This window comes from Sulfolobus sp. A20 (assembly GCF_001719125.1).
In the GTDB taxonomy this organism is placed as follows: Archaea; Thermoproteota; Thermoprotei_A; order Sulfolobales; family Sulfolobaceae; genus Saccharolobus.
Genome location: NZ_CP017006.1, coordinates 2480672 through 2500362, shown reverse-complemented (window position 1 = coordinate 2500362; position 19691 = coordinate 2480672). Strand labels below are relative to the sequence as shown.

At 35.9% G+C, this 19691-nt stretch carries 14 protein-coding genes; 8 read left to right on the top strand and 6 right to left on the bottom strand.

Features of this window, described 5'->3' with window-relative positions; all coding sequences use genetic code 11:
- Positions 1 to 400: 400 nt before the first annotated feature.
- Positions 401 to 1714: an isocitrate lyase gene (aceA, locus tag BFU36_RS12750; RefSeq protein ID WP_069284373.1), complete on the bottom strand. Its 1314-nt coding sequence runs from the start codon at positions 1712 to 1714 to the stop codon at positions 401 to 403.
- Positions 1715 to 2295: 581 nt separating this feature from the next.
- Positions 2296 to 4773, bottom strand: coding sequence for a malate synthase (locus tag BFU36_RS12745; protein WP_069284372.1), 2478 nt, complete (start codon positions 4771 to 4773; stop codon positions 2296 to 2298).
- A 513-nt stretch (positions 4774 to 5286) separates the two neighbouring features.
- Here BFU36_RS12745 and BFU36_RS12740 point away from each other — a divergent pair.
- From BFU36_RS12740 to BFU36_RS12725, 4 genes are all read left to right on the top strand, one after another.
- Complete coding sequence (locus BFU36_RS12740; RefSeq protein ID WP_069284371.1) at positions 5287 to 5535, top strand: antitoxin VapB family protein; 249 nt, start codon at positions 5287 to 5289, stop codon at positions 5533 to 5535.
- 78 nt (positions 5536 to 5613) lie between these two features.
- Positions 5614 to 5877, top strand: coding sequence for a type II toxin-antitoxin system VapC family toxin (locus BFU36_RS12735; protein ID WP_231961162.1), 264 nt, complete (start codon positions 5614 to 5616; stop codon positions 5875 to 5877).
- 279 nt (positions 5878 to 6156) lie between these two features.
- Positions 6157 to 7080 (top strand): alpha/beta hydrolase, encoded by a 924-nt coding sequence (locus BFU36_RS12730; protein ID WP_231961161.1) that lies wholly within the window; start codon positions 6157 to 6159, stop codon positions 7078 to 7080.
- Positions 7081 to 7350: 270 nt separating this feature from the next.
- Positions 7351 to 9018 (top strand): long-chain-fatty-acid--CoA ligase, encoded by a 1668-nt coding sequence (locus tag BFU36_RS12725; RefSeq protein ID WP_069284370.1) that lies wholly within the window; start codon positions 7351 to 7353, stop codon positions 9016 to 9018.
- Positions 9019 to 9037: 19 nt separating this feature from the next.
- On the opposite strand, the gene BFU36_RS12720 is transcribed toward BFU36_RS12725, so the two are convergent.
- Both BFU36_RS12720 and BFU36_RS12715 read right to left on the bottom strand, forming a co-directional pair.
- Positions 9038 to 9580: a Zn-ribbon domain-containing OB-fold protein gene (locus tag BFU36_RS12720; protein ID WP_069284369.1), complete on the bottom strand. Its 543-nt coding sequence runs from the start codon at positions 9578 to 9580 to the stop codon at positions 9038 to 9040.
- Between the two features lies 1 nt (position 9581).
- Complete coding sequence (locus BFU36_RS12715; RefSeq protein ID WP_069284368.1) at positions 9582 to 10772, bottom strand: thiolase domain-containing protein; 1191 nt, start codon at positions 10770 to 10772, stop codon at positions 9582 to 9584.
- 89 nt (positions 10773 to 10861) lie between these two features.
- On the opposite strand from BFU36_RS12715, the gene BFU36_RS12710 reads away from it, so the two are divergent.
- Both BFU36_RS12710 and BFU36_RS12705 read left to right on the top strand, forming a co-directional pair.
- On the top strand, positions 10862 to 12832 hold the full coding sequence (locus BFU36_RS12710) for a 3-hydroxyacyl-CoA dehydrogenase/enoyl-CoA hydratase family protein (RefSeq protein ID WP_069284367.1): 1971 nt from the start codon (positions 10862 to 10864) through the stop codon (positions 12830 to 12832).
- Between the two features lie 68 nt (positions 12833 to 12900).
- The gene (locus BFU36_RS12705; protein WP_069284366.1) at positions 12901 to 14397 is read left to right on the top strand and encodes a class I adenylate-forming enzyme family protein; all 1497 of its coding nucleotides are present in this window, start codon (positions 12901 to 12903) and stop codon (positions 14395 to 14397) included.
- 40 nt (positions 14398 to 14437) lie between these two features.
- Here the strand turns inward: BFU36_RS12705 and BFU36_RS12700 are convergent, their stop codons facing one another.
- Complete coding sequence (locus BFU36_RS12700) at positions 14438 to 15547, bottom strand: lipoyl protein ligase domain-containing protein (RefSeq protein WP_069284365.1); 1110 nt, start codon at positions 15545 to 15547, stop codon at positions 14438 to 14440.
- Between the two features lie 169 nt (positions 15548 to 15716).
- Positions 15717 to 17390: a long-chain-fatty-acid--CoA ligase gene (locus BFU36_RS12695; RefSeq protein WP_069284364.1), complete on the bottom strand. Its 1674-nt coding sequence runs from the start codon at positions 17388 to 17390 to the stop codon at positions 15717 to 15719.
- Between the two features lie 179 nt (positions 17391 to 17569).
- Between BFU36_RS12695 and BFU36_RS12690 the strand changes: the two genes are divergently transcribed.
- Positions 17570 to 18568 (top strand): R2-like ligand-binding oxidase, encoded by a 999-nt coding sequence (locus tag BFU36_RS12690; RefSeq protein WP_069284363.1) that lies wholly within the window; start codon positions 17570 to 17572, stop codon positions 18566 to 18568.
- A 165-nt stretch (positions 18569 to 18733) separates the two neighbouring features.
- Complete coding sequence (locus tag BFU36_RS12685) at positions 18734 to 19345, top strand: hypothetical protein (RefSeq protein ID WP_069284362.1); 612 nt, start codon at positions 18734 to 18736, stop codon at positions 19343 to 19345.
- Positions 19346 to 19691 lie beyond the last annotated feature (346 nt).

The window sequence follows — 19691 nt, the reverse complement described above, 5'->3', positions numbered from 1 at the left end:
CACAGTTTCAAGATTAAATTATAACCAGAGTTTACAGATCTACGAGCAAACGATCCCTATCCTTAACATCAACTTTGACCTTGTAATTAACATTAGCCAACTTGTGAGGGGCAATGTAGTGTGAGGCAATGAAGTCCTCTAACTTGACAAGCAAGACGTCAAGGCTAATACAATCTCATCCAAGGAATGAAACCTAAGCTTAAAAGGGTAGAGATAATTTGAGTTAAGCGAGGAAATCAAACCTATTCATGTTCTCGCCCCAATAAATAACTCGCCCACACCCTAAAAATACTTTTTATTATGAATAAAATTCAATTTATCTTAAACAAACCAAATTATTGTCCACACACAAGGTATAATAGAAAAAGTTTTTTAAGGAAAAAGGTTTTTCACTTCATATTTATTTTCTTATCTTCTCTTTTACTGGAATAAATTGTTCAGCTTCAGTTGAACCTTTCATTGCAACTGTTGAAGCTTGTCCTCCAGACGCTATTGTTAACACTAAGTCAAAATACTCAGTGCCAACTTCCCTTTGATGAGCTACAGCAGTGTAACCATCACGTTGAGCCTGAAATTCCAGCTCTTGTAGCTTAACATAGCCTAACATTCCCTCATTCTTAAATGCCTTAGCTAAGTTGAAGGTATAATAATTAATTAAATGCCAACCAGCTAAGGTTATGAACTGGAACTTATATCCTAAATCAGCTAGCTCCTCAATGAACTTACCAATCTTAGAATCATCCATGAACTTTTTCCAATTGAAAGATGGAGATAAGTTATAAGCTAGTAACTTCCCGGGGTAATGGGTATGTATAGCTTCAGCGAACTGCCTAGCCTCATCTAAATCTGGCTTAGAGGTTTCAAACCATAACAAATCAGCGTAAGGTGCATATGCTAAACCCCTAGCAATTGCGAAATCTATTCCTCCTTTAACCTCATAGTACCCTTCTGCCGTTCTTCTACCAGTCAAGAATTCAGAATCTCTCTCATCAGAATCGTTGGATAAATATACTGCATTTAAAGCATCAGTTCTGGCAATCAGTATGGTAGGAACGCCTAAAACGTCAGATGCTAACCTTGCTGCATTTAATATTCTTATGAAGTTACTAGTAGGTATCAGAACTTTACCACCTAAGTGACCACACTTCTTTTCAGAGGCTAATTGATCTTCAAAATGTACTCCAGCAGCCCCAGCCTCTATCATTGCTTTCATCAATTCATAAGCGTGAATAGGTCCTCCGAATCCAGCTTCGGCATCAGCAACTATTGGTAATAAATAATCTACCTCATACTTTCCCTCACTCCAAGCTATTTGATCCGCCCTAATTAGGGCGTTATTTAACCTTTTAACTAATGTAGGAACACTATTGGATGGGTATAAGCTCAAGTCTGGATAAGTCTGTCCAGATAAATTATTATCAGCTGCTACTTGCCAACCACTTACGTAAATAGCTTTCAATCCAGCTTTAGCCATTTCAACTGCTTGAGAACCGGTTAAGGCTCCAAAAGTAGCAACATAAGGTTCAGTTTGTAATAATTTCCATAATTTTTGAGAGGCTAATTTAGCTAATGTGTATTCAACTCTTATGGAACCCCTTAACCTAACTACATCAAGTGGGGTATAATTCCTTTTTATTCCCTTCCATCGCGGATCTTCATTCCACTCTTGTTCGATCTTGCTTGCCTCTTCTTCCCATATCTTTTTTACGTCCATTTACTTATATCCCCATTCTATTATAAAATTTTTAATATATATACTTAAACTTAACAGTGTTTGATTTAAAGAAGAACATATGGGATATAATTAAGTTGACTGGCGTTTATACTTAAAAAGTATAAATTTTATAAGGTATCTATAGTTACAGTGTATAGAGAAATTATTGTAAGTCAAGTTTCAAAATAATAATAAAATTTATGTAGTTGATGTCCTCAACTATCCTTTTTTTATTTATATTTGCTCTTTTCCGTTAAACAATTTTCACAGATATTCTTCTCACTACATTTAATTATAATTACATAACTAAATTTAAGTGTTAAAAAATAAATGACGTAAATAATGCTACAATCCGAGTATCTAACGACATATTAAGAAATCTAAATGTGTAGGTAAGCTAAACATGATAGAAAGAGCGACAAACCTCGCCCTTAAAGGAAGGAGGTCAGATAATCGTACTCTATCTGACTGTAAGTAACAATTTCATTTACCTCTAAAATTTTTATTTACAAAATAATGGAAACCTCATCCTTTAGGGCGGGTAAAAGGTAATTAGGAAAAATATATTTTCTCATAAAAAGTCAATGATATTCGTCATAGATATAGTCATAAATTTCTAAGACATATTTCTCTATCTCTCCCCTCTTTACCTTTTCCTCAACCATCTCTCTAAACGAGAATAAGCTGTCCATCACCTTTAACCTAGTCTCTGGATCTAAGGGTGAAAGTACAAACAATATTTTTCCACTATTCATTATATACTTCGGGAACAGGAACTCTTTCATTAAGATCTCCATTATAACTGGGGCGAATGATCTGTCAAACCTTGGAGCTAGATTAATTATTTCCTCCTCGACTTCAGAAGGACTGGTACCTAAAAGTTTTGCAATCCTCTCTGAAGCCTCTTTCGCTGACATCTCTCTAAAAGGACCTGCATTATATGCCTTGGAAAGTACCTTATAGACTTCTTCTAATAACCCCTTATCCTCACTTTTGCCAAACTTCTCCAATATTCTCTTAGACGCCCTCATGTCTTGTTCCTTATAAAACTCATTGGTCCAATCCAAATGTAACTTCCATAAACTCTCAAATATTTCCTTAACCTTAGTTCCTTTAGACACTTTAATAACATCATCAGCCGGTATTACGCCATCCTTAGTTAACTTAGGAGCCTTTAAGTAACCGTCCTTAGTTATTACAGCATCTCTATTTATTAAAGTCCACAACCATGAGGTAAATATTCTGTAAGTTGCTAAGTCATTCATAAACCTCTGTTTCAACTCATAATCGTCTATCGCTGCAGCTAGGTTACCATTTAATAATTGGAAGCCGTAATTGGCAGCCATGTAGAAAGCATGTTGTACATGTTCTGGCGTTATATCCCCAGCTGGAACGTCATATAAGGCATGCCACAGATCTTTCCCGCCCCATAGTTCCTTATTTCCTAACAGTTTGTCTGGTGTGTCAATCATATCCCTCCTTATCACCCAAGGAGTTATTTTACCGTTCTCATCTAATAATCCTAACCTTTGAAATAGTGATTTCTCTTCTGGAGTTAATCCGCTGTCTACAGTTGGCATTTTCACTCCTTCGACTTCAACATACTTAACTGGAGCATCAATCATCTTTTGTAACTCCTCTAACTTAGCTCTCAAAGGCTCATTTCCAGCCTTTACGTAATCCTCTTCCTTTGTGGCGACCCAACTTTGCCTAAACATATCGTATAATTTACCCTTTACCTTACCCTCTAATATCTCGTCTAATGTAACTTTACCTTTTACCTCATCTGAGAGGAATATTAGACCAATTAGCCTTTCCCTTAACTTATCAAGTTTTATTCCTCTTAAAGCCCTCGGATTATATTTATTTCTCTGAAAAGGATCCGTCTGAGGATATAACATTACAGCAGCCATTCCTCCTACTGGGGCAGCATCAGCTTCACCATTCTTTGCTCCAGCCATTAGCATTATTAACGCGTTATATCTCTGATAAGCCATCATGTTTGGTGAGGTCATTGTTATGTTTTGAGGATCTGGCAACACCTTCTCTTGTAGCCACATCTCTATCAAACTTCCTAAATAATCCCATCTTCCATTATTTGACTTTATTAACCTCTCTCTGAATATCCATAAGATGACTGGCAAATATCTTCCAGCGTTAACTTCTTCGTACAGTAAGGCTAATTTAAGTGTACCAATTGGTAAGTTAAGTTTCCTTTCTATCCTTCTAAGGATTTTTTCTATTACTAGAGCCTCCTCTGGGGTTTGTGTTTTAGGTAAGTAGAAGTATACCCCAGAACCAGCAGTCTTCATGCTATTGTAGTTGTTTAACGTGTAAATCACGGCTGATACTATAATAGATGGAACTGGCTTATCATTTAACGTAATGTCATAATCTAGTAGATGTAACCCGGGTAACCTGTGAAAGATTGTAGGCCATTTATCTCTTGGCTTATTTATGGTGTAAGTTTTACCTTTCTCGTAATAAGGACTAGGTGCCTTTCCGGATAAGAATAGTTTGACGTTCTTTCTCCCTTCCCATACATCTGCTACTGTCTTTCCAGAGCCGTAAGGGATATACCAAGCTGGAGAGGCATCCTCTTCATCTTCCATAGCGCAAGCCACATCAGCGTTAACTTGGTGATAAGCTCTACTTAACGGATACCAAGGACCAGTTATTTCAAGTCCAGGATTATTTAATGGGTGTGCATCTTTTGGAATCGGTACATTATCGTTTAACCTCCATCTTAAATTGGATTCTCTAACTAGGAAATTATCTATCATACCTTGAACTATTTCTCTGAAAGTTCTCTTATTCCCATCAGCATCTTCAAAAACTTGATCCCATGAAGGAAAAGATCCCTTCTTCTCAACCGGTTCCTTTGACTCCAGCCATTTCCTCCTCTTACTTATAACCCTTTTTATCTCGTCACTAAACTCGATTGCCAGTTCCTCTATGAGTCCTTCTACACTAACTATTTTGTCATTTATTACTCTCTCACCGAAGAGGTCCTTATACTTTTGTAAAATTTCATCCCGGATCTTCAATCGTGATGACAAATCTAAACACTGATAATTTATATCGCAATCGTTCTTTTTAAATTTTACAGTACAGTTTTAACATTATTTATATATAAAAAGTTAAAAATATTTACATAAAAGGGGGGAAGGTCTTTAAATCATTTAGATTGAGTGGCGTAAGAAATGAATTAGATTGCATACTTTTTAAGTGGCATAACTAATTTATTTATTCTAAAAATTTTTTAAATTTCTATATATGTAAAAATTAAAATTATAAAGGAAGAGCAAGTCTCACCTTAGCGAAGAGGAGAATATAAAAAATTCATATACTTAAGTCAATCTTTAAAGGTAACCACCATTTTATGTAACTTCACTCATTTTTATTAAAAACTATAATGTATAACTAGGGTATTGTTTAGACATCTTATATATATAAACGGGGAGTTATGAAATTTATTTCAATTATTTCACGCTATTTCATGTTAAAAATTAAGCAAATTAGCTTTGTCTAACCGAAAATCTTAATATATACATATATGCATATATACATTTATGCCTAAAGTAATAACAATATCTGATGAGGTTTACGAGAAGTTAGTTAAGTTAAAGGGGGATAGGTCGTTTAGTGAGACCATAAATGAGCTAATTCAGTTTTATAACGCAAATAAGAAGGGAAGAAAGGAAATTTTAGATAAGATGTTCGGGATCCTAACAGAGAAAGAGGTTGAAGATCTAGAGAAGGAGATTAGTCAGTTTAGAAATAACTTTAGGACGAGGTCATTAGAAAATGGCAATACTTGACTCCAATGTGATAATAAGAATCATGAAGGGAGATAAGATGAGGCTGTAAAGAGTTTAAGCGATAATATTGCTACAACTGTGTTTAACGTCTATGAGATTTTAAGGTCGAAGCATAGTAGTAAAATTTCACAATACTTTGAAGACATAATAATATATCCATTTACGATGAGAGAAGCTGTAATAGCCTCACAAATCTATAGGGATTTAGCGTCGAGAGGTAAGGTTAAGGTTGAAATCGATATTTTAATATCTTCTATAGTTAATGAAACGCTAATAACTTACGATAAGGATTTCTATGATATTAGCAAGGTTTCAAAAATAAATGTAGAAATATTAGACTAAATTTTATTGAAGGTGCAAGATGTATCATAAGAGAATCGTTAAATGGAAAACCCTATATCAGAATACTTTCTTCATTTTGACGTGAGACTAAGTTTCAATTTTAGGTTTAATTTAAAAATATTAAATGGGAAAATTAAAACACAGACTAAAAAAGGTTAATGGAAGGGGAGTTTTCTTAGCTTAAATTAGTAATGAATTTGAGTAGACAAAAATGATAATTATGCGAACTTATTTATTATGGTAGATAAGCTTAAATACAAGATAAAATAAATGATAATTATGTCTAAAGCTGAATTTACGTTTAAGAGACAAAACGTGGAATTCCTTACTGAAGGTGGTATTAAGTTAAGGGGTTGGCTGTATTTACCAGATAGTGATAAAAAGTCACCGGCAATAGCCATGTCTCACGGGTTTTCAGCAGTAAAAGAAATGTATTTAGATAGTTTTGCGGAAGTTTTTGCAACAGCAGGTTTTGTAGTGTTAGTTTATGATAATAGAAATTTTGGTGAAAGTGAGGGTGAGCCAAGGCAGGAGATAAATCCATGGGATCAAGTAATGGATTATCGATATGCAATATCTTACGTAAAGCAAAGAAGTGAAGTTGACCCAGAGAGGATTGGTATTTGGGGGACTAGCTATTCGGGAGGTCATGTCATAACTGTAGGTGCGTTTGATAGTAGAGTTAAGGCTATAGTTTCCCAAGTTCCATTGGTGAGTGGTTCTGAAAATCTTAAGAGACTGGTAAGATCTGATATGATTCCGGAATTGAGGAGAATGTTTGCTGAGGATTATGAGAGGAGAATAAAGGGTGAAAAACCACTAACTATTCCAGTAGTGTGCAAAAGTCCTCCTGAAACTTGTGCTTTGCCTACTCCAGATTCCTATGAATGGTTTACAGAAACTGCAAAGAAGAGAGCTCCAAACTGGAGAAATGAGGTAACTTTAAGAAGCGTAGAATATTTGTCAATGTATGAGCCTATAACCTATGTTAAGCAAGTCAGTCCTAAGCCAATACTTATGATAGTAGCTGAGAGCGATATTTTAACTCCTACCGATTTAGCCTTAGAAGCTTTCAATATGGCATTAATGCCTAAGGAATTAGAGATTCTTAAAGGTGGTCATTTTGACGCTTATACTAAAGGTTTTGAAATATCAAGCAGGTTAGCGAGGGACTTCTTCCTCCAGCATTTATCTAAGAAGTGATGTTTTGCTGACTTTCTCCACGCCCTAAAGGGTAAGGCTTTCATCACTTTGTAAATGCCTTTTAAGACCGGGAGAGGGTCAGCTATTCTAGTTATTGATGGGAGATATATTTTAAGGGAACTACGTCTCTTTTTTATTTTGAAAAGAAATCATGAAGTTACTCTTATGAAACTTCATTCTAAAGTCTTTTCATAATTTATAATATTAATGGATTATTTTACAATATCTTGAAATAAAATATAAATATTAGTTTTACATATTACATTATCAATGGAAATCATTAAAGGAATGCCCTCAACAATGAATGATTCATATCAATTAAATGTGCATAAGCTATTAGAATATGCCTCGAAAGTTCACGGAGATACTGAGATTATTTCAGATAGAAGACTTCAAGGAGGATTAATACATAAATTAACTTATAGAAAGGTTTATGAAAGAGTAAACAGTTTTGCAAATGCTTTAGAAAGTGAATTAGATGTGAAGCCAGGAGAGACTATTGGAATTCTTGACTGGAATGATCATAGATTTTACGAGTCATACTTTTCTATACCATCGGTTGGTGGGGTTCTTCTAGAATTGAATATAAGATTACACCCATCTGAGCTAGATTATATTATTAAGCACACAAAACCTAAGGGGTTACTTGTCGATGAATCTTTAACACAATTAGCTGAAGTTTTAGCTAAGGGATACGATTTCAACTTCATAGTCTTAATGAGTGATAAACCAGTAGAAGAGATCAAGACAAATCTAAGAAAGGTAGTGGGATATGAGGAATTAGTAAAGTCTCACTCTCCCAATAGGGCTTCTAAGGTTATTGACGAAACGTCAGCAGCTACTGCCGCATTTACATCAGGCACTACTGGTCCACCAAAGGGAATCTTTTACTCTCATAGATCAATATATCTACACGCAGCTGCTGTAGTTATTGCAAACCAATTAACACCTTCTGACGTGGGTTTACAGATAGTTCCAATGTTTCATGCCAATGGTTGGGGAGCTCCTTATGCTACGACCTTAATAGGAACGAAAACAATATACCCTGGAAGATACACTCCAGATACATTGGTAGAGCATATTGTCAATCATAAAGTTACTTTTACCAATGGTGTTCCAACTATACTTTTGGAGGTCGTGAGAAGGCTTCAGAAAATGGGAGTTAAGACTCCCGGACTAAGGATAACTTGTGGTGGAAGTGAGCCACCAGCTGCTTTAGCCAAAGCCTTTAAAGAACTCGGAGGAAAAATAGTTCAAGGATATGGGGCAACAGAAACGAGTCCATTAGTCTCCATGGCTCTCCCAAAGAGTGAGTTAATGAGTCTTGATGATATTGAGAGATTTGAGAAAATGAAGCAAGGATTACTCATGTTTGGTGTTGAGGTTAGGTTGGTTGATCCTGTTTCTGGTGGTGATTTGCCTTGGGATGGTAGGAGTGTTGGTGAGTTGTGGTTTAGGGGTCCTTGGATTGCTAGGGAGTATTTTGATGATCCTAGGTCTTCTAAGTCTTTTACTGAGGATGGTTGGTGGAGGAGTGGTGATGTTGGTGTTATTGATTCTTTGGGCTATATTAAGCTTGTTGATAGGTTGAAGGATGTTGTTAAGAGTGGTGGTGAGTGGATTAGTAGTATTGATTTGGAGAATTATTTGATGGCTCATCCTTATGTTAAGGAGGCTAGTGTTATTGGTGTTCCCCATCCTAAGTGGGGGGAGAGGCCATTAGCGATTGTTGTCTTGAAGGAGGAGTATGAGAATTTATCAAGGGATAGGGTTAAGGAGGAGTTAAGAGAACATTTATTGAAGAGGTTTGCAAAGTGGCAACTACCAGATGAGATAATATTCGAAAAAGAAATACCAAAAACGTCAACTGGTAAATTTGATAAGAAAGTGATGAGGGAAAAATACAATAACATCTATACTTCATCAAGTTCATCTTAGAATTTTTTATAATAAAAAATTATACCTTTTTTAACTCATAAACTAGATAGCCCTCTGGCTCTCTCTTAGCGATATTCACTCTCACTTTCATCCCTACTTGAATATTCTTAGGATCCTCATTAACCCAAGCTAGCACGTTTATGCCCTCTTTTAATCTAGCTATACCTACCACGTAATCTTGATAATGCATGAAGCTGACAGGTTTCACTGTAATTATCGTATAAGTAAGAAGTTCCCCTTCTCCGGAAAGTTCAACAGTATCTAATCCAGACAATTTACATTTAGTGCAATCATCTTGAGGAGGGAAGTATATTGTTCCGCACTTAGGGCATTTAGTTCCTATTATTTTTCCTTTAGATAAATATTCGAAGAATTTGTATATTTTTCCTATAGGAATTACAAATCTCTGAGTTAATTCCCTAACATCAATCCAAAGTGGGTTATTCGTTTTTAAATCTCTTATTATAGGCATTCCACTGGACTTTATTAAAGCATCTATTTGCTCCGCTACCTTTCTATCTATCTCACTATATATCTTTTCCTTTACCTCAGTTACTCCCATGTTAACCACTTGAAGGCTTTCTAGTTGAGTATATTGTTACGTATGCGTAATGTCCTGTTCCTCCTACGTTGTGTGTTATTCCCATTCCGTTCTTTACTTCTACTTGTGTTCCTTTATGAGCCCTATATAGTAGTTGTCTTGTTATTGATACTGCCATGCTTACACCAGTAGCCCCTATTGGATGTCCTTTAGCCTTTAACCCACCGTCAACGTTTACTGGTATTTTACCTCCAATGTATGTCTGTTCCTCCCTTGCTAGTATATGCCCTTCCCCTCTCTTTGCGAATCCTAAGTCTTCATAAGCCATTATTTCAGCAATTGTGAAACAATCGTGAACGTCAGCCACATCGAAATACTTCCAAGCATTATCAAATTCAACATTAGCCCTCTTATAAGCTTCTTCTGTGGCAATCCTAGCTACGTCAATATTTAAGAACTCATCTCTTTTTGATAGGTTTATTGTTCCGGAGGCAAATCCTTGCGAGACTATCCAAACTGGTGAGTCCGTTAACTTCTTAGCTACTTCCTCTGAGGCTAATATCATAGCAGCAGCTCCGTCGGTAATAGGGCAAGCATCATAAACTTTTAACGGATAAGCTACAACTCTGGATTTTAGATAATCTTCCATTTTTATTTGCTTTTGGAAGGTAGCGTAAGGATTGAAACTGCCATAATAGTGATTCTTAATTGCAATCTTACCTAAATCTTCCTCTTTCATTCCATACTTAGCCATTCTCCTCGTTGCATATAGGGCGTAATAACCTGGAAAAGTTAAGCCAAAGTTCTCAAATTCCCAGAAGTAATTCCCTGCTCTTCCCATCATTTCTACGGCTACTTGATGTGGAGATTGGTTCATTTGTTCAACTCCTACAACTAGAGCGACCTTAGATTCTCCGGACTTAATAGCTTGATAAGCTATTCTCATGGCTGCACTGCCAGTTGCACAAGCAGCCTCGACTCTCATAGTACCTTTAGGTGTCAAATTACAATACTCACCAATTGCGATAGCTGATAATGGTTCAGAACTCCATCCACCAGCATTTCCTACTACGAACATGTCAATGTCCTTTTGTTCAATATTAGCCTCTTCTAATGCTTGTTTGACCGCTTCCCATGCAAGTTCTTGTAGATTTACGTCATTTCTAAGTCCAAATTTGGTATGTCCAGTTCCAACTATAGCTACATTTGTCATAGTTATATACTCTTCTCAGAAGTTAATTAATTTTTTGTAGTAGTGATTTATGAGAAAATTTTATTATTTTATAAAATTGTTATATATTTATGCCCATATCAAAAGTAGGTGTAGTAGGAGCTGGAACTATGGGTCATGGGATTGCTGAAGTCGCTGCAATTGCTGGGTATCAAGTGACTTTATCTGATGTGTCAGATAGTATCTTACAAAACGCTGTTCAAAAGATAAAGTGGTCATTGGAAAAGTTGAAGGAAAGGGGACAGTTAAAGGAGGAAGTGGATAAGGTAATGTCACGTATAAAAACTACAACTAATCTTAAAGAATTCGCTGACGTAGATTATGTCATAGAAGCTGTCGTCGAAAATTCAGAAGTTAAGCGAAAGATTTTTTCAGACTTAGATAACATAGTTAAGAATGAGACAATATTTGCAACTAATACTTCTTCAATTCCAATTAGTTACCTAGCTGAAGCAACGAAGAGAGAAGATAGGTTTATTGGATTACACTTCATGAATCCTCCAGTGTTAATGCCATTGGTGGAAATTATCATGGGTAATAAGACTAGTGAGGATACTTTAAAGAAAACGGTAGATTTTGCAAAAAGTATAAATAAGGATTACGTTATTGTAAGAAAAGATATTCCAGGTTTCCTGGTAAATAGGATAAATGGGAGAACTTTCCCCGAAGCAGTCTTGCTATACGATGAGGGATATCCTAAAGAAGACATTGACGCTATGACGAGATTTAGATTGGGAATGCCAATGGGATTTTTAGAGTTAATGGACTTCACTGGGATTGATGTATCTTATAACGTAGCATTAGAAGCAATTAAGAGAGGTGAAACGGAACCTCCACACTTTAAGGTTCTGAAGAAATTAGTCGAGGAAGGAAGGTTAGGGATGAAAGTTGGCAAGGGATTTTATGATTATTCTGGTAAGGTATATGAGAGACCTAAAATCGTTCCTACAGATAACATGTATTATATTAACCCCTTAAGGATAATAGCTCCAGCGGTAAATGAGGGAGCTTGGCTTTTGAGGAATCAAGTGTCTTCAATAGAGGATATAGATAAGGGAATGGTTAAGGGAATGGGATGGCCACAAGGACCTCTGACATTTGCAGATAAGTATGGAGTTGATAACGTGGTTAACTTTCTTAAAATAAGGTATGAGACAACTAAGAACGAGAATTACAAGCCTGATCCCCTATTAGTTGAGATGGTTGAAAAGGGAAAATTAGGTGTGAAGAGTGGTGAAGGGTTTTATAAGTGGAAGTATGAGAGAGTAAATTTTGGCCCTGTCAAGTATGAGAAGTTACATGACTACGCTAAAATAACGATGTCAAGACCAGATAAATTGAATGCGTTAAACGAAGCGATGTGGAATGGGTTAACTCAAGCCTTCAGTAAAGCTAAAGAAGACCCAGAAATAAGGGCGGTAGTGATTACAGGAGAAGGTAGGGCATTCTGTGCTGGAGATGACATAGAGATGATGCATTATTGGAAGGAAATGGCTGGGGTTTTAGAGTGGGATGAGAAGATCTCCTCTCCGCTAATTAATCTCTTGATGAATTATAATAAGCCTATAGTCTCTGCCGTCAATGGACTAGCATTTGGAGGTGGAATGGAACTAAACATATTATTCGATATTATAATAGCCAGCGAGGACGCAATTTTCTCCATTCCAGAGGGTTTAATAGGTGCTTTACCACCATTAGCTTCCTCTGTGGGAGTTGGATTCGTTAGTAGGAAAATTGCTAGATATGCGTTAACTGGTGATTGGATGAGTGCTAAACAAGCTAAGGAATTGGGTTTAGTGGATATTGTAGTCCCGTCAGATCAATTGGAAATTACTACTGTAGAAATTGTGGAGAAGATAAAGAGAATTGCACCTTTATCTACTATGGCAATAAAGAGGGCTATTAATTCCATTAGAAATTCCTTCCTAACACAACTACGTTCTGCCTCTCAAGACCTCTTCATTCTATCGGCAACTGAGGATTTCAAAGAGGGAATGAAAGCGTTTATAGAGAAGAGACAGCCTAGATATAAGGGAAGATAAGAATTTTTATATATTATTATTTTTTATGATAAAAAACTTTATATATAATACGTAAATTAAGAATATCTATGAGCATATGGTCTAAATTTTATCCAAAGGATTTAGACTTAAAGATTCCAGAAGAACCAGCGTATTACTTTTTAGAAAAAGCGTCAAAAGAGAAGGGAGATTCTACATTTCTGGTCTACGAAAATAAGGAGTACACTTATAATAACCTTTACTCTCTATCAAGAAGATTTTCTAATTATTTACAACAAGAAGGACTGAAAAAAGGAGATGCAATAGCATTAATTATGTACAATAGTCCTTTAGTTATACCAATAATTTTTGGCTCGTTTATCATAGGGGTTAGGGTAGCTTTAATAGATCCTTTAACATCTGGAAAGGATCTAGAATATCAGCTCTCTTTGACTAACCCTAAAATTATTGTCACAGAAGATGAAATTTTAAAGAGAGAAAGAGAAATATTATCTTCTCGCTATAAAGTCCTTTCTCTAAACTCTGAAAGCGATCTGAGTAGGTTGTCTGCATCTGAGGAAGTGACTTATGCTAAAGTAAATCCAAGAGAAGATATAGCTGTATCGATGCATTACGCAGGAATTATAGGAAGAACGTATGAAGTTTACCATACGCACTTCGGTCTGATTGCCTCAAATTATGTAAGTACATCTGTCAGATCTAAGGAGATAGGCGAGGGAAATACTATACTCATTTCCCTTCCAATAGCTCATATATTTGGGTTAAATGCACTTTTAGGCAGTATGATAGAGAAGGGAAAGGTGGTATTACTTAGGAGGTATGATAAAGACAGAGTGTTAGAGTCATTAGACAAATATAAGGTTAATATTTGGCCTGCCCCTCCTTTAGTGTTTAAAGAAGTCTATGATAATTTGAAAAAGGAGAAATTTAGCTTAAAGCTATGTATTACCGGAGCGGCTCCAGTTCCTCCGGAATTGCAAAAGATATATTTTGAGGAATTAGGCTTACCTCTTGTTCAAGTATATGGTTTAACTGAGGGATTAGCTGTGACATACCAACCCTCTAACCTTAAGGTATATGGGAGCGTAGGCATTCCATTGCCAACTGTAGAGATAAAACTAGTCGATAAGGAAACGGGTACCAGAGAAGTTCCAATAGGTCAAGAAGGAGAGTTAATAGTTAAGTCTCCTTGGAATATGAAGGGTTATGGAAGTAATGGGGTAATAGATTTAAATGAGACCAATAAGGCTATTAGAAACGGATGGCTTTATACGGGGGATATATTCGTAATGGATCATAATGGTTTACTTTACTTTAAGGGGCTTAAGAAGAGGTTTTTAAAGTATAAAGCTTATCCAATATTACCTAGGGATTTGGAAATAATTTTAGAAAGTCATCCCGCCGTAAAAAAGGCTTACGTTGATGGGGAGTTGGATCCAGAAGTAGGTCATAGGGTTTTCGCTAAAGTAGTATTAAAGGATGAGTATAAGGGTAAGGTAAGTGAGGAAGAATTATTAAATTATGTCAATGAAAAAGTAGCATTTTACAAAAAAATCAGAAAGATTATATTTGTGGATAGTTTATAAAACGAAAAAGAAAAATCTCACTTTTTTAGGTAGTGAGGAGCTAGAGTCTCTTTTTTGCGTCCTCAATAGCCCTAGATATTGATTCAAGTATATCCTCAGCTTTGACTGAAGGCATTTCGAAATTCTTCCTAGAGAAGATCTCGTTAATGGTAGCTAATATTTTCTCTTTATCCTCTATTGACATACCCCTTAATTTTTGTTCTAGTTCAAATAAGTATTCACCTGGAGAGCAATAGAAATCACCACTTATCATAACGTCTTTAATCTCTTTCCCGTCAGTAAGTAAATGAGTTACAATTAACTTCCTAGCCTTATATCTCGAAAATCCTAAGGAATAGCCCTTAGGTATGTTTGAAAATCTCTTTGCACTCGATCTCAGATATAGATTTTGATCTGATTTGGCTATATCCTTGTATTTCTTCCATATATCTTTAGCTTGGTCAGAGAATTCATGTGAATCTAATTTTATTTTAAGCGTCTCTTCCAGACTACTCTTAAATGCATCATATACTTCCTCATCACTGGGTTTCCTCCCAGTCTCCTCCTCTACAGACGTAACGTACTCTTGAACGCTTTTAGCGGTCTTATCCATGAATTTTTCAGGGGGAATCTTTATTACGCTAGCCATCTCCTCAAAGTTCAGTTTTCCAACTCCAATTACCATATTAAGGATTAATATTTCTTCAACTGTAGCAAAACCAAAACCCGTGATTTTCTTATGGGCTCTAGGAGATCCTACTCTTACATCCCCTATATGATCGTACCAAGCACCTTTAACCCCTAACTTATAATAAGCGTGGACTGTTGCAGAACCGATTTGACAGAATGCCTTATCCATGCTTGTGAAAAAGTCTTTAGGAAAAGTCATAAAAAGCGCCATACTTGAGCCCTTTGACGAATATATAGTTCCACCTCCAACGCCAAGCCTCCTTATAACCTCTACATCTCTTTTTCTTGCCTCCTCAAGATTAACTTCCGTATCAACATCTTGGAAATACCCTAAACTTATTCCACTCTTACCTGCACTTGTTACTACTAATATTGGCACGTTAAGTCTCTTAGTCTCATAGATAATTGCAGCAGGAATTGCTACAGTATCAGCTAAATCACTACCTTTTATGAATAGACTTTTCCCTGTTAATGAAGACATATTAAACTATATAAGTACATTTAAGTTTAATAACTTTTTTGTGATATTGATGAAATACGCTTAAGCATTTTTTATGGAATAATTTAAGGAAATTTCACGTGAAGTTAGGAGAAATCACCCTTAAATGTTAATAAAAAACTAGAGACCGAAGTCTTTTAAAAAATTAAGTTTACTTCATGTATATATCCTTATACTTATTCTTTAACTCATCTTTTCTGAACTTGCCTACACTTGTTTTTGGTATTTCTTTTTCGAATATTATCTCATCTGGTAGTTGCCACTTTGCAAACCTCTTCAATAAATGTTCTCTTAACTCCTCCTTAACCCTATCCCTTGATAAATTCTCATACTCCTCCTTCAAGACAACAATCGCTAATGGCCTCTCCCCCCACTTAGGATGGGGAACACCAATAACACTAGCCTCCTTAACATAAGGATGAGCCATCAAATAATTCTCCAAATCAATACTACTAATCCACTCACCACCACTCTTAACAACATCCTTCAACCTATCAACAAGCTTAATATAGCCCAGAGAATCAATAACACCAACATCACCACTCCTCCACCAACCATCCTCAGTAAAAGACTTAGAAGACCTAGGATCATCAAAATACTCCCTAGCAATCCAAGGACCCCTAAACCACAACTCACCAACACTCCTACCATCCCAAGGCAAATCACCACCAGAAACAGGATCAACCAACCTAACCTCAACACCAAACACTATCAAGCCTTGTTTCATCTTAAAGAACTTCTCATCAAGAGATAGTTGTTGCATCTCAGAAGTCTTTTCAACTGCTGCAGAAACTAATGGGCTAGTCTCAGTCGCTCCATAGCCTTGATATGCTTCTATTCCGTATTTAGCAAGTTCCTTAACGAGAAAAGCCGGTGGTTCTTGACCACCTATCCCTATCTTCAGTCCCCTTAAATCGGGTTTTGGTTCCAGCTTTTCCAATCTTCTCAGTAGCTCTAGGACTACAGTTGGTACTGCAGCTGTTCTTGTTACCTTGTAATTGATTATGTAATTAGTTATGGTTTCTGGACTAAACCTTCCCGGGTATATTTGCTTACATCCTTCTATAGTTGCAGCAAATGGGGTTCCCCAACCATTAGCGTGAAATATCGGTACAACTTGTAATAAGACATCCTTTGGATTGAAGTCATGTGCTACAGCCATTGCATGAAGAATAACTGATCTATGTGAGTATAAAATACCCTTAGGTAGCCCCGTTGTACCAGAGGTAAAGGCTGCGTAAGCTGCTGTTTTCTCATCTATTTCTTCAAATTTTCTGTTTGGTGAATGAGATTTTATCAATTCCTCATATCCGTAAAGATCTCTCGGTAAGGAATCTCTAATATTTTTCAATTGCTCTATTTCCTCAATAGGTTTATCACTCATTACTACTGCGAAATCAAATTTATGCGATTTAGAGAGTATTTGTGCCAATTGAAGTAAGGAATCGTCAACCAATAATCCTCGTGCCTTAGTGTGTTCAACAATATATATTAGATCTGAAGGGGGAAGACGAAAGTTCAAGTGTAATAGAGTTGCCCCCAATGAAGGAAGGGAGAATAATGATTCAAAATATCTATGATCGTTCCAGTCTAATATAGCTACAATATCACCAGCTTTGACGTTCATTTCTTTTTCGAATGCGTTAGCCATGGTAGACACTCTTTTGTATATCTTTCCGTAATTTAATACATGAAACTCTCCTCCTACTAACCTTCTATCAGAGATTATTTCCGTTTCACGATGCACTTTTGCCGCGTATTCGAGTAATTTATGAACGTTTAATTGCCAATCATCGTTTGTAGTAGATTTTAAACCCTTTATCATTGTTAAATTTTAGATGATAGTATCTTATATTCTTAACTCTCTATAATTTACCTAAAAATAAAAAATTATGAATTTATACCCTAGGATCCCCTAAATCGCCTTATATATATAATAGCCTCTTAATTAATTTAAAATAGCAAAGTTTATATTGATCAAAACTAATTGAAACAAGAGGACTTATGGGAGTAATAAATCCTGATTACGGAAACGAGAACAAGGAGGGAAAGATTCTTCATAAAAAGTTTAAGTCAACGGTTGAAGGTATTGATTGGAACTCATTCCCAATGAGACTTTTCGAATTAGGAGAAAAATTAAGGTGGAACGCTTATGAGTTAGATTTTTCTCAAGATGCTGAACAATGGAAAAATATGAAACCATCAGATAAGATGCAGACCAAGGTTACATCTTCGTACTTCATTGCCGGTGAGGAATGTGTGGCAAGGGATATATTGCCATTAGCTCAAGTCATGGAGGAGTTAGGATTTGTTGAAGAAACTTTATATCTTACTCAATTCGCTAGGGATGAGGCCAATCACACTGTAGCCTTTAGGAGATGGTTTGAGAGCGTGGGAGAAACCGAAGGAATATATGAATATACATACCAAAACGAGCCTTATAGAAAGCTGTTCTATGAAATAATACCAACTAACATGAGGTCATTATATAAGGATCCATCTCCTGAAAATATCATAAGAGCAGTAGTGTCATATATGTTTGTAGCAGAAGGGATCTTAGCTGAAACTGGATATTATGGATTTGTGAAGGGTTACGAAAAAGTTTTGCCAGTATTACCGGGACTATACAAGATGGTAAAACTAATTGTAAGGGATGAGGCTAGACATATATCTTTTGGAGCCTACGTTGCCGCGTTAATGATCTCTATGCATGGTGAGAGATTATTAAAAGAGTTCATTAACTACTTTAATTCATTATCTCAAGAGGTTGCATTTCCTCTGATTGAAGTTAATAGAAAAATATTGCTTTCACCTAAATGGAGGGATGAAGATATTGGGCCACTGTTCAACTATTTTACTAAGAGTGATGAAGGATTCAAAGATGTTCTTGAGTTTGCTGGTAGAATGTTTCAGCAAAGATATGCAGTAATCGAGAAAGCTGTTAAGTTAAAGCCCGAACAAGTGAGAAGGATTCACCTAAAAGATTTTGGGTTACAAGATTAATTGAAAGAACCTATAAAAATTTTTTACTTGTCTATTTTAGAGAAAATTCCGTGTATGGAAAATAACTTCTTAATTTAAAAAATATTGATAAGTGTTATTAGGGGAGCTGACGTAAAATATCGAAAGTCATGAACCCTTATATTGTTATACAAATAAATAATATTAATGGAATCGTTCTTAGATGAAGCTGTTCAATGGACTGAAAACTTATCCATTTCCAAGATACCACACAAAAGCTTAGAGAACGCTAAATTAATGATCATAGACACTATTTCAGCGACGTTAGTATCATCCAGGTCTGAATGGAGTAAAAAGCTTGGCATTTCAAAAATCGAATCAGTGCTAGAGTTGTTTCCAATTCTCAGTGTAATGTATGATTACGATTCTACCTTACTATATTATGGTCATTTAGGTCATGGAATAACTGCAGCATCGTTATTCTCAATTCCCTACTTAAACGTCTCCGGCGAGGATTTAATGAAGTCAGCTATAGCGTCATCGGAAATTTCAGCCAGAGTTGCTTCTTCGTTATCCATAAGTAAGACTAGAGGGCAATCGATGACGTCTATTCACTCTCTATCGACGTCAATTGTTTTATCAGAATTATATAATACAAACTTAAAGAATTCGATTGGTTTATCATTAGGTTATATGATTAAACCAACGTTACATGGGTTTGTTAGTTTAAGTAAGCTTTATTCAGCGTCATTAGGAGTTGAAATGGGATATAAGGCCTTCAGAGTGTTGCATTTTGGGATTTTCATGATACAACGCTAAAAGATACTTCTTCAACAGCCATATCTGCCTCAGCTTTTCTTAAATTAGCTGAACTTTTCAATGAGGAAAAGTACAAGGAATTCGCTAAAAATACTGTTATAAGCCTTGTAGAGAATTATTTGACTGGTATTAAGGAAGGTGATGCTAGACCTCCTGGAATTTTAACTAATGGTTGCTATTTCAAGAAACGTGGGATAGGAGTTAATAGTGAACTTATATGGGGGGACTACTTTTTATTTGAATCTCTTCTAAAATTAGAGGGAAAGTTAACGAAATTAATCTAAATTATTGCTTTTTAAATGCTATGTTTCATTAAAAATCATTGCACTTGAAAGTGAAACATTTT

Bases quoted from the DNA above. Each gene is read 5' to 3' on its own strand.
- aceA (WP_069284373.1), bottom strand. From the start codon at position 1,714: ATGGACGTAAAAAAGATATGGGAAGAAGAGGCAAGCAAGATCGAACAA.
- BFU36_RS12740 (WP_069284371.1), top strand. From the start codon at position 5,287: ATGCCTAAAGTAATAACAATATCTGATGAGGTTTACGAGAAGTTAGTT.
- BFU36_RS12730 (WP_231961161.1), top strand. From the start codon at position 6,157: ATGTCTAAAGCTGAATTTACGTTTAAGAGACAAAACGTGGAATTCCTT.
- BFU36_RS12725 (WP_069284370.1), top strand. From the start codon at position 7,351: ATGGAAATCATTAAAGGAATGCCCTCAACAATGAATGATTCATATCAA.
- BFU36_RS12720 (WP_069284369.1), bottom strand. From the start codon at position 9,580: ATGGGAGTAACTGAGGTAAAGGAAAAGATATATAGTGAGATAGATAGA.
- BFU36_RS12715 (WP_069284368.1), bottom strand. From the start codon at position 10,772: ATGACAAATGTAGCTATAGTTGGAACTGGACATACCAAATTTGGACTT.
- BFU36_RS12710 (WP_069284367.1), top strand. From the start codon at position 10,862: ATGCCCATATCAAAAGTAGGTGTAGTAGGAGCTGGAACTATGGGTCAT.
- BFU36_RS12705 (WP_069284366.1), top strand. From the start codon at position 12,901: ATGAGCATATGGTCTAAATTTTATCCAAAGGATTTAGACTTAAAGATT.
- BFU36_RS12700 (WP_069284365.1), bottom strand. From the start codon at position 15,547: ATGTCTTCATTAACAGGGAAAAGTCTATTCATAAAAGGTAGTGATTTA.
- BFU36_RS12695 (WP_069284364.1), bottom strand. From the start codon at position 17,390: ATGATAAAGGGTTTAAAATCTACTACAAACGATGATTGGCAATTAAAC.
- BFU36_RS12690 (WP_069284363.1), top strand. From the start codon at position 17,570: ATGGGAGTAATAAATCCTGATTACGGAAACGAGAACAAGGAGGGAAAG.
- BFU36_RS12685 (WP_069284362.1), top strand. From the start codon at position 18,734: ATGGAATCGTTCTTAGATGAAGCTGTTCAATGGACTGAAAACTTATCC.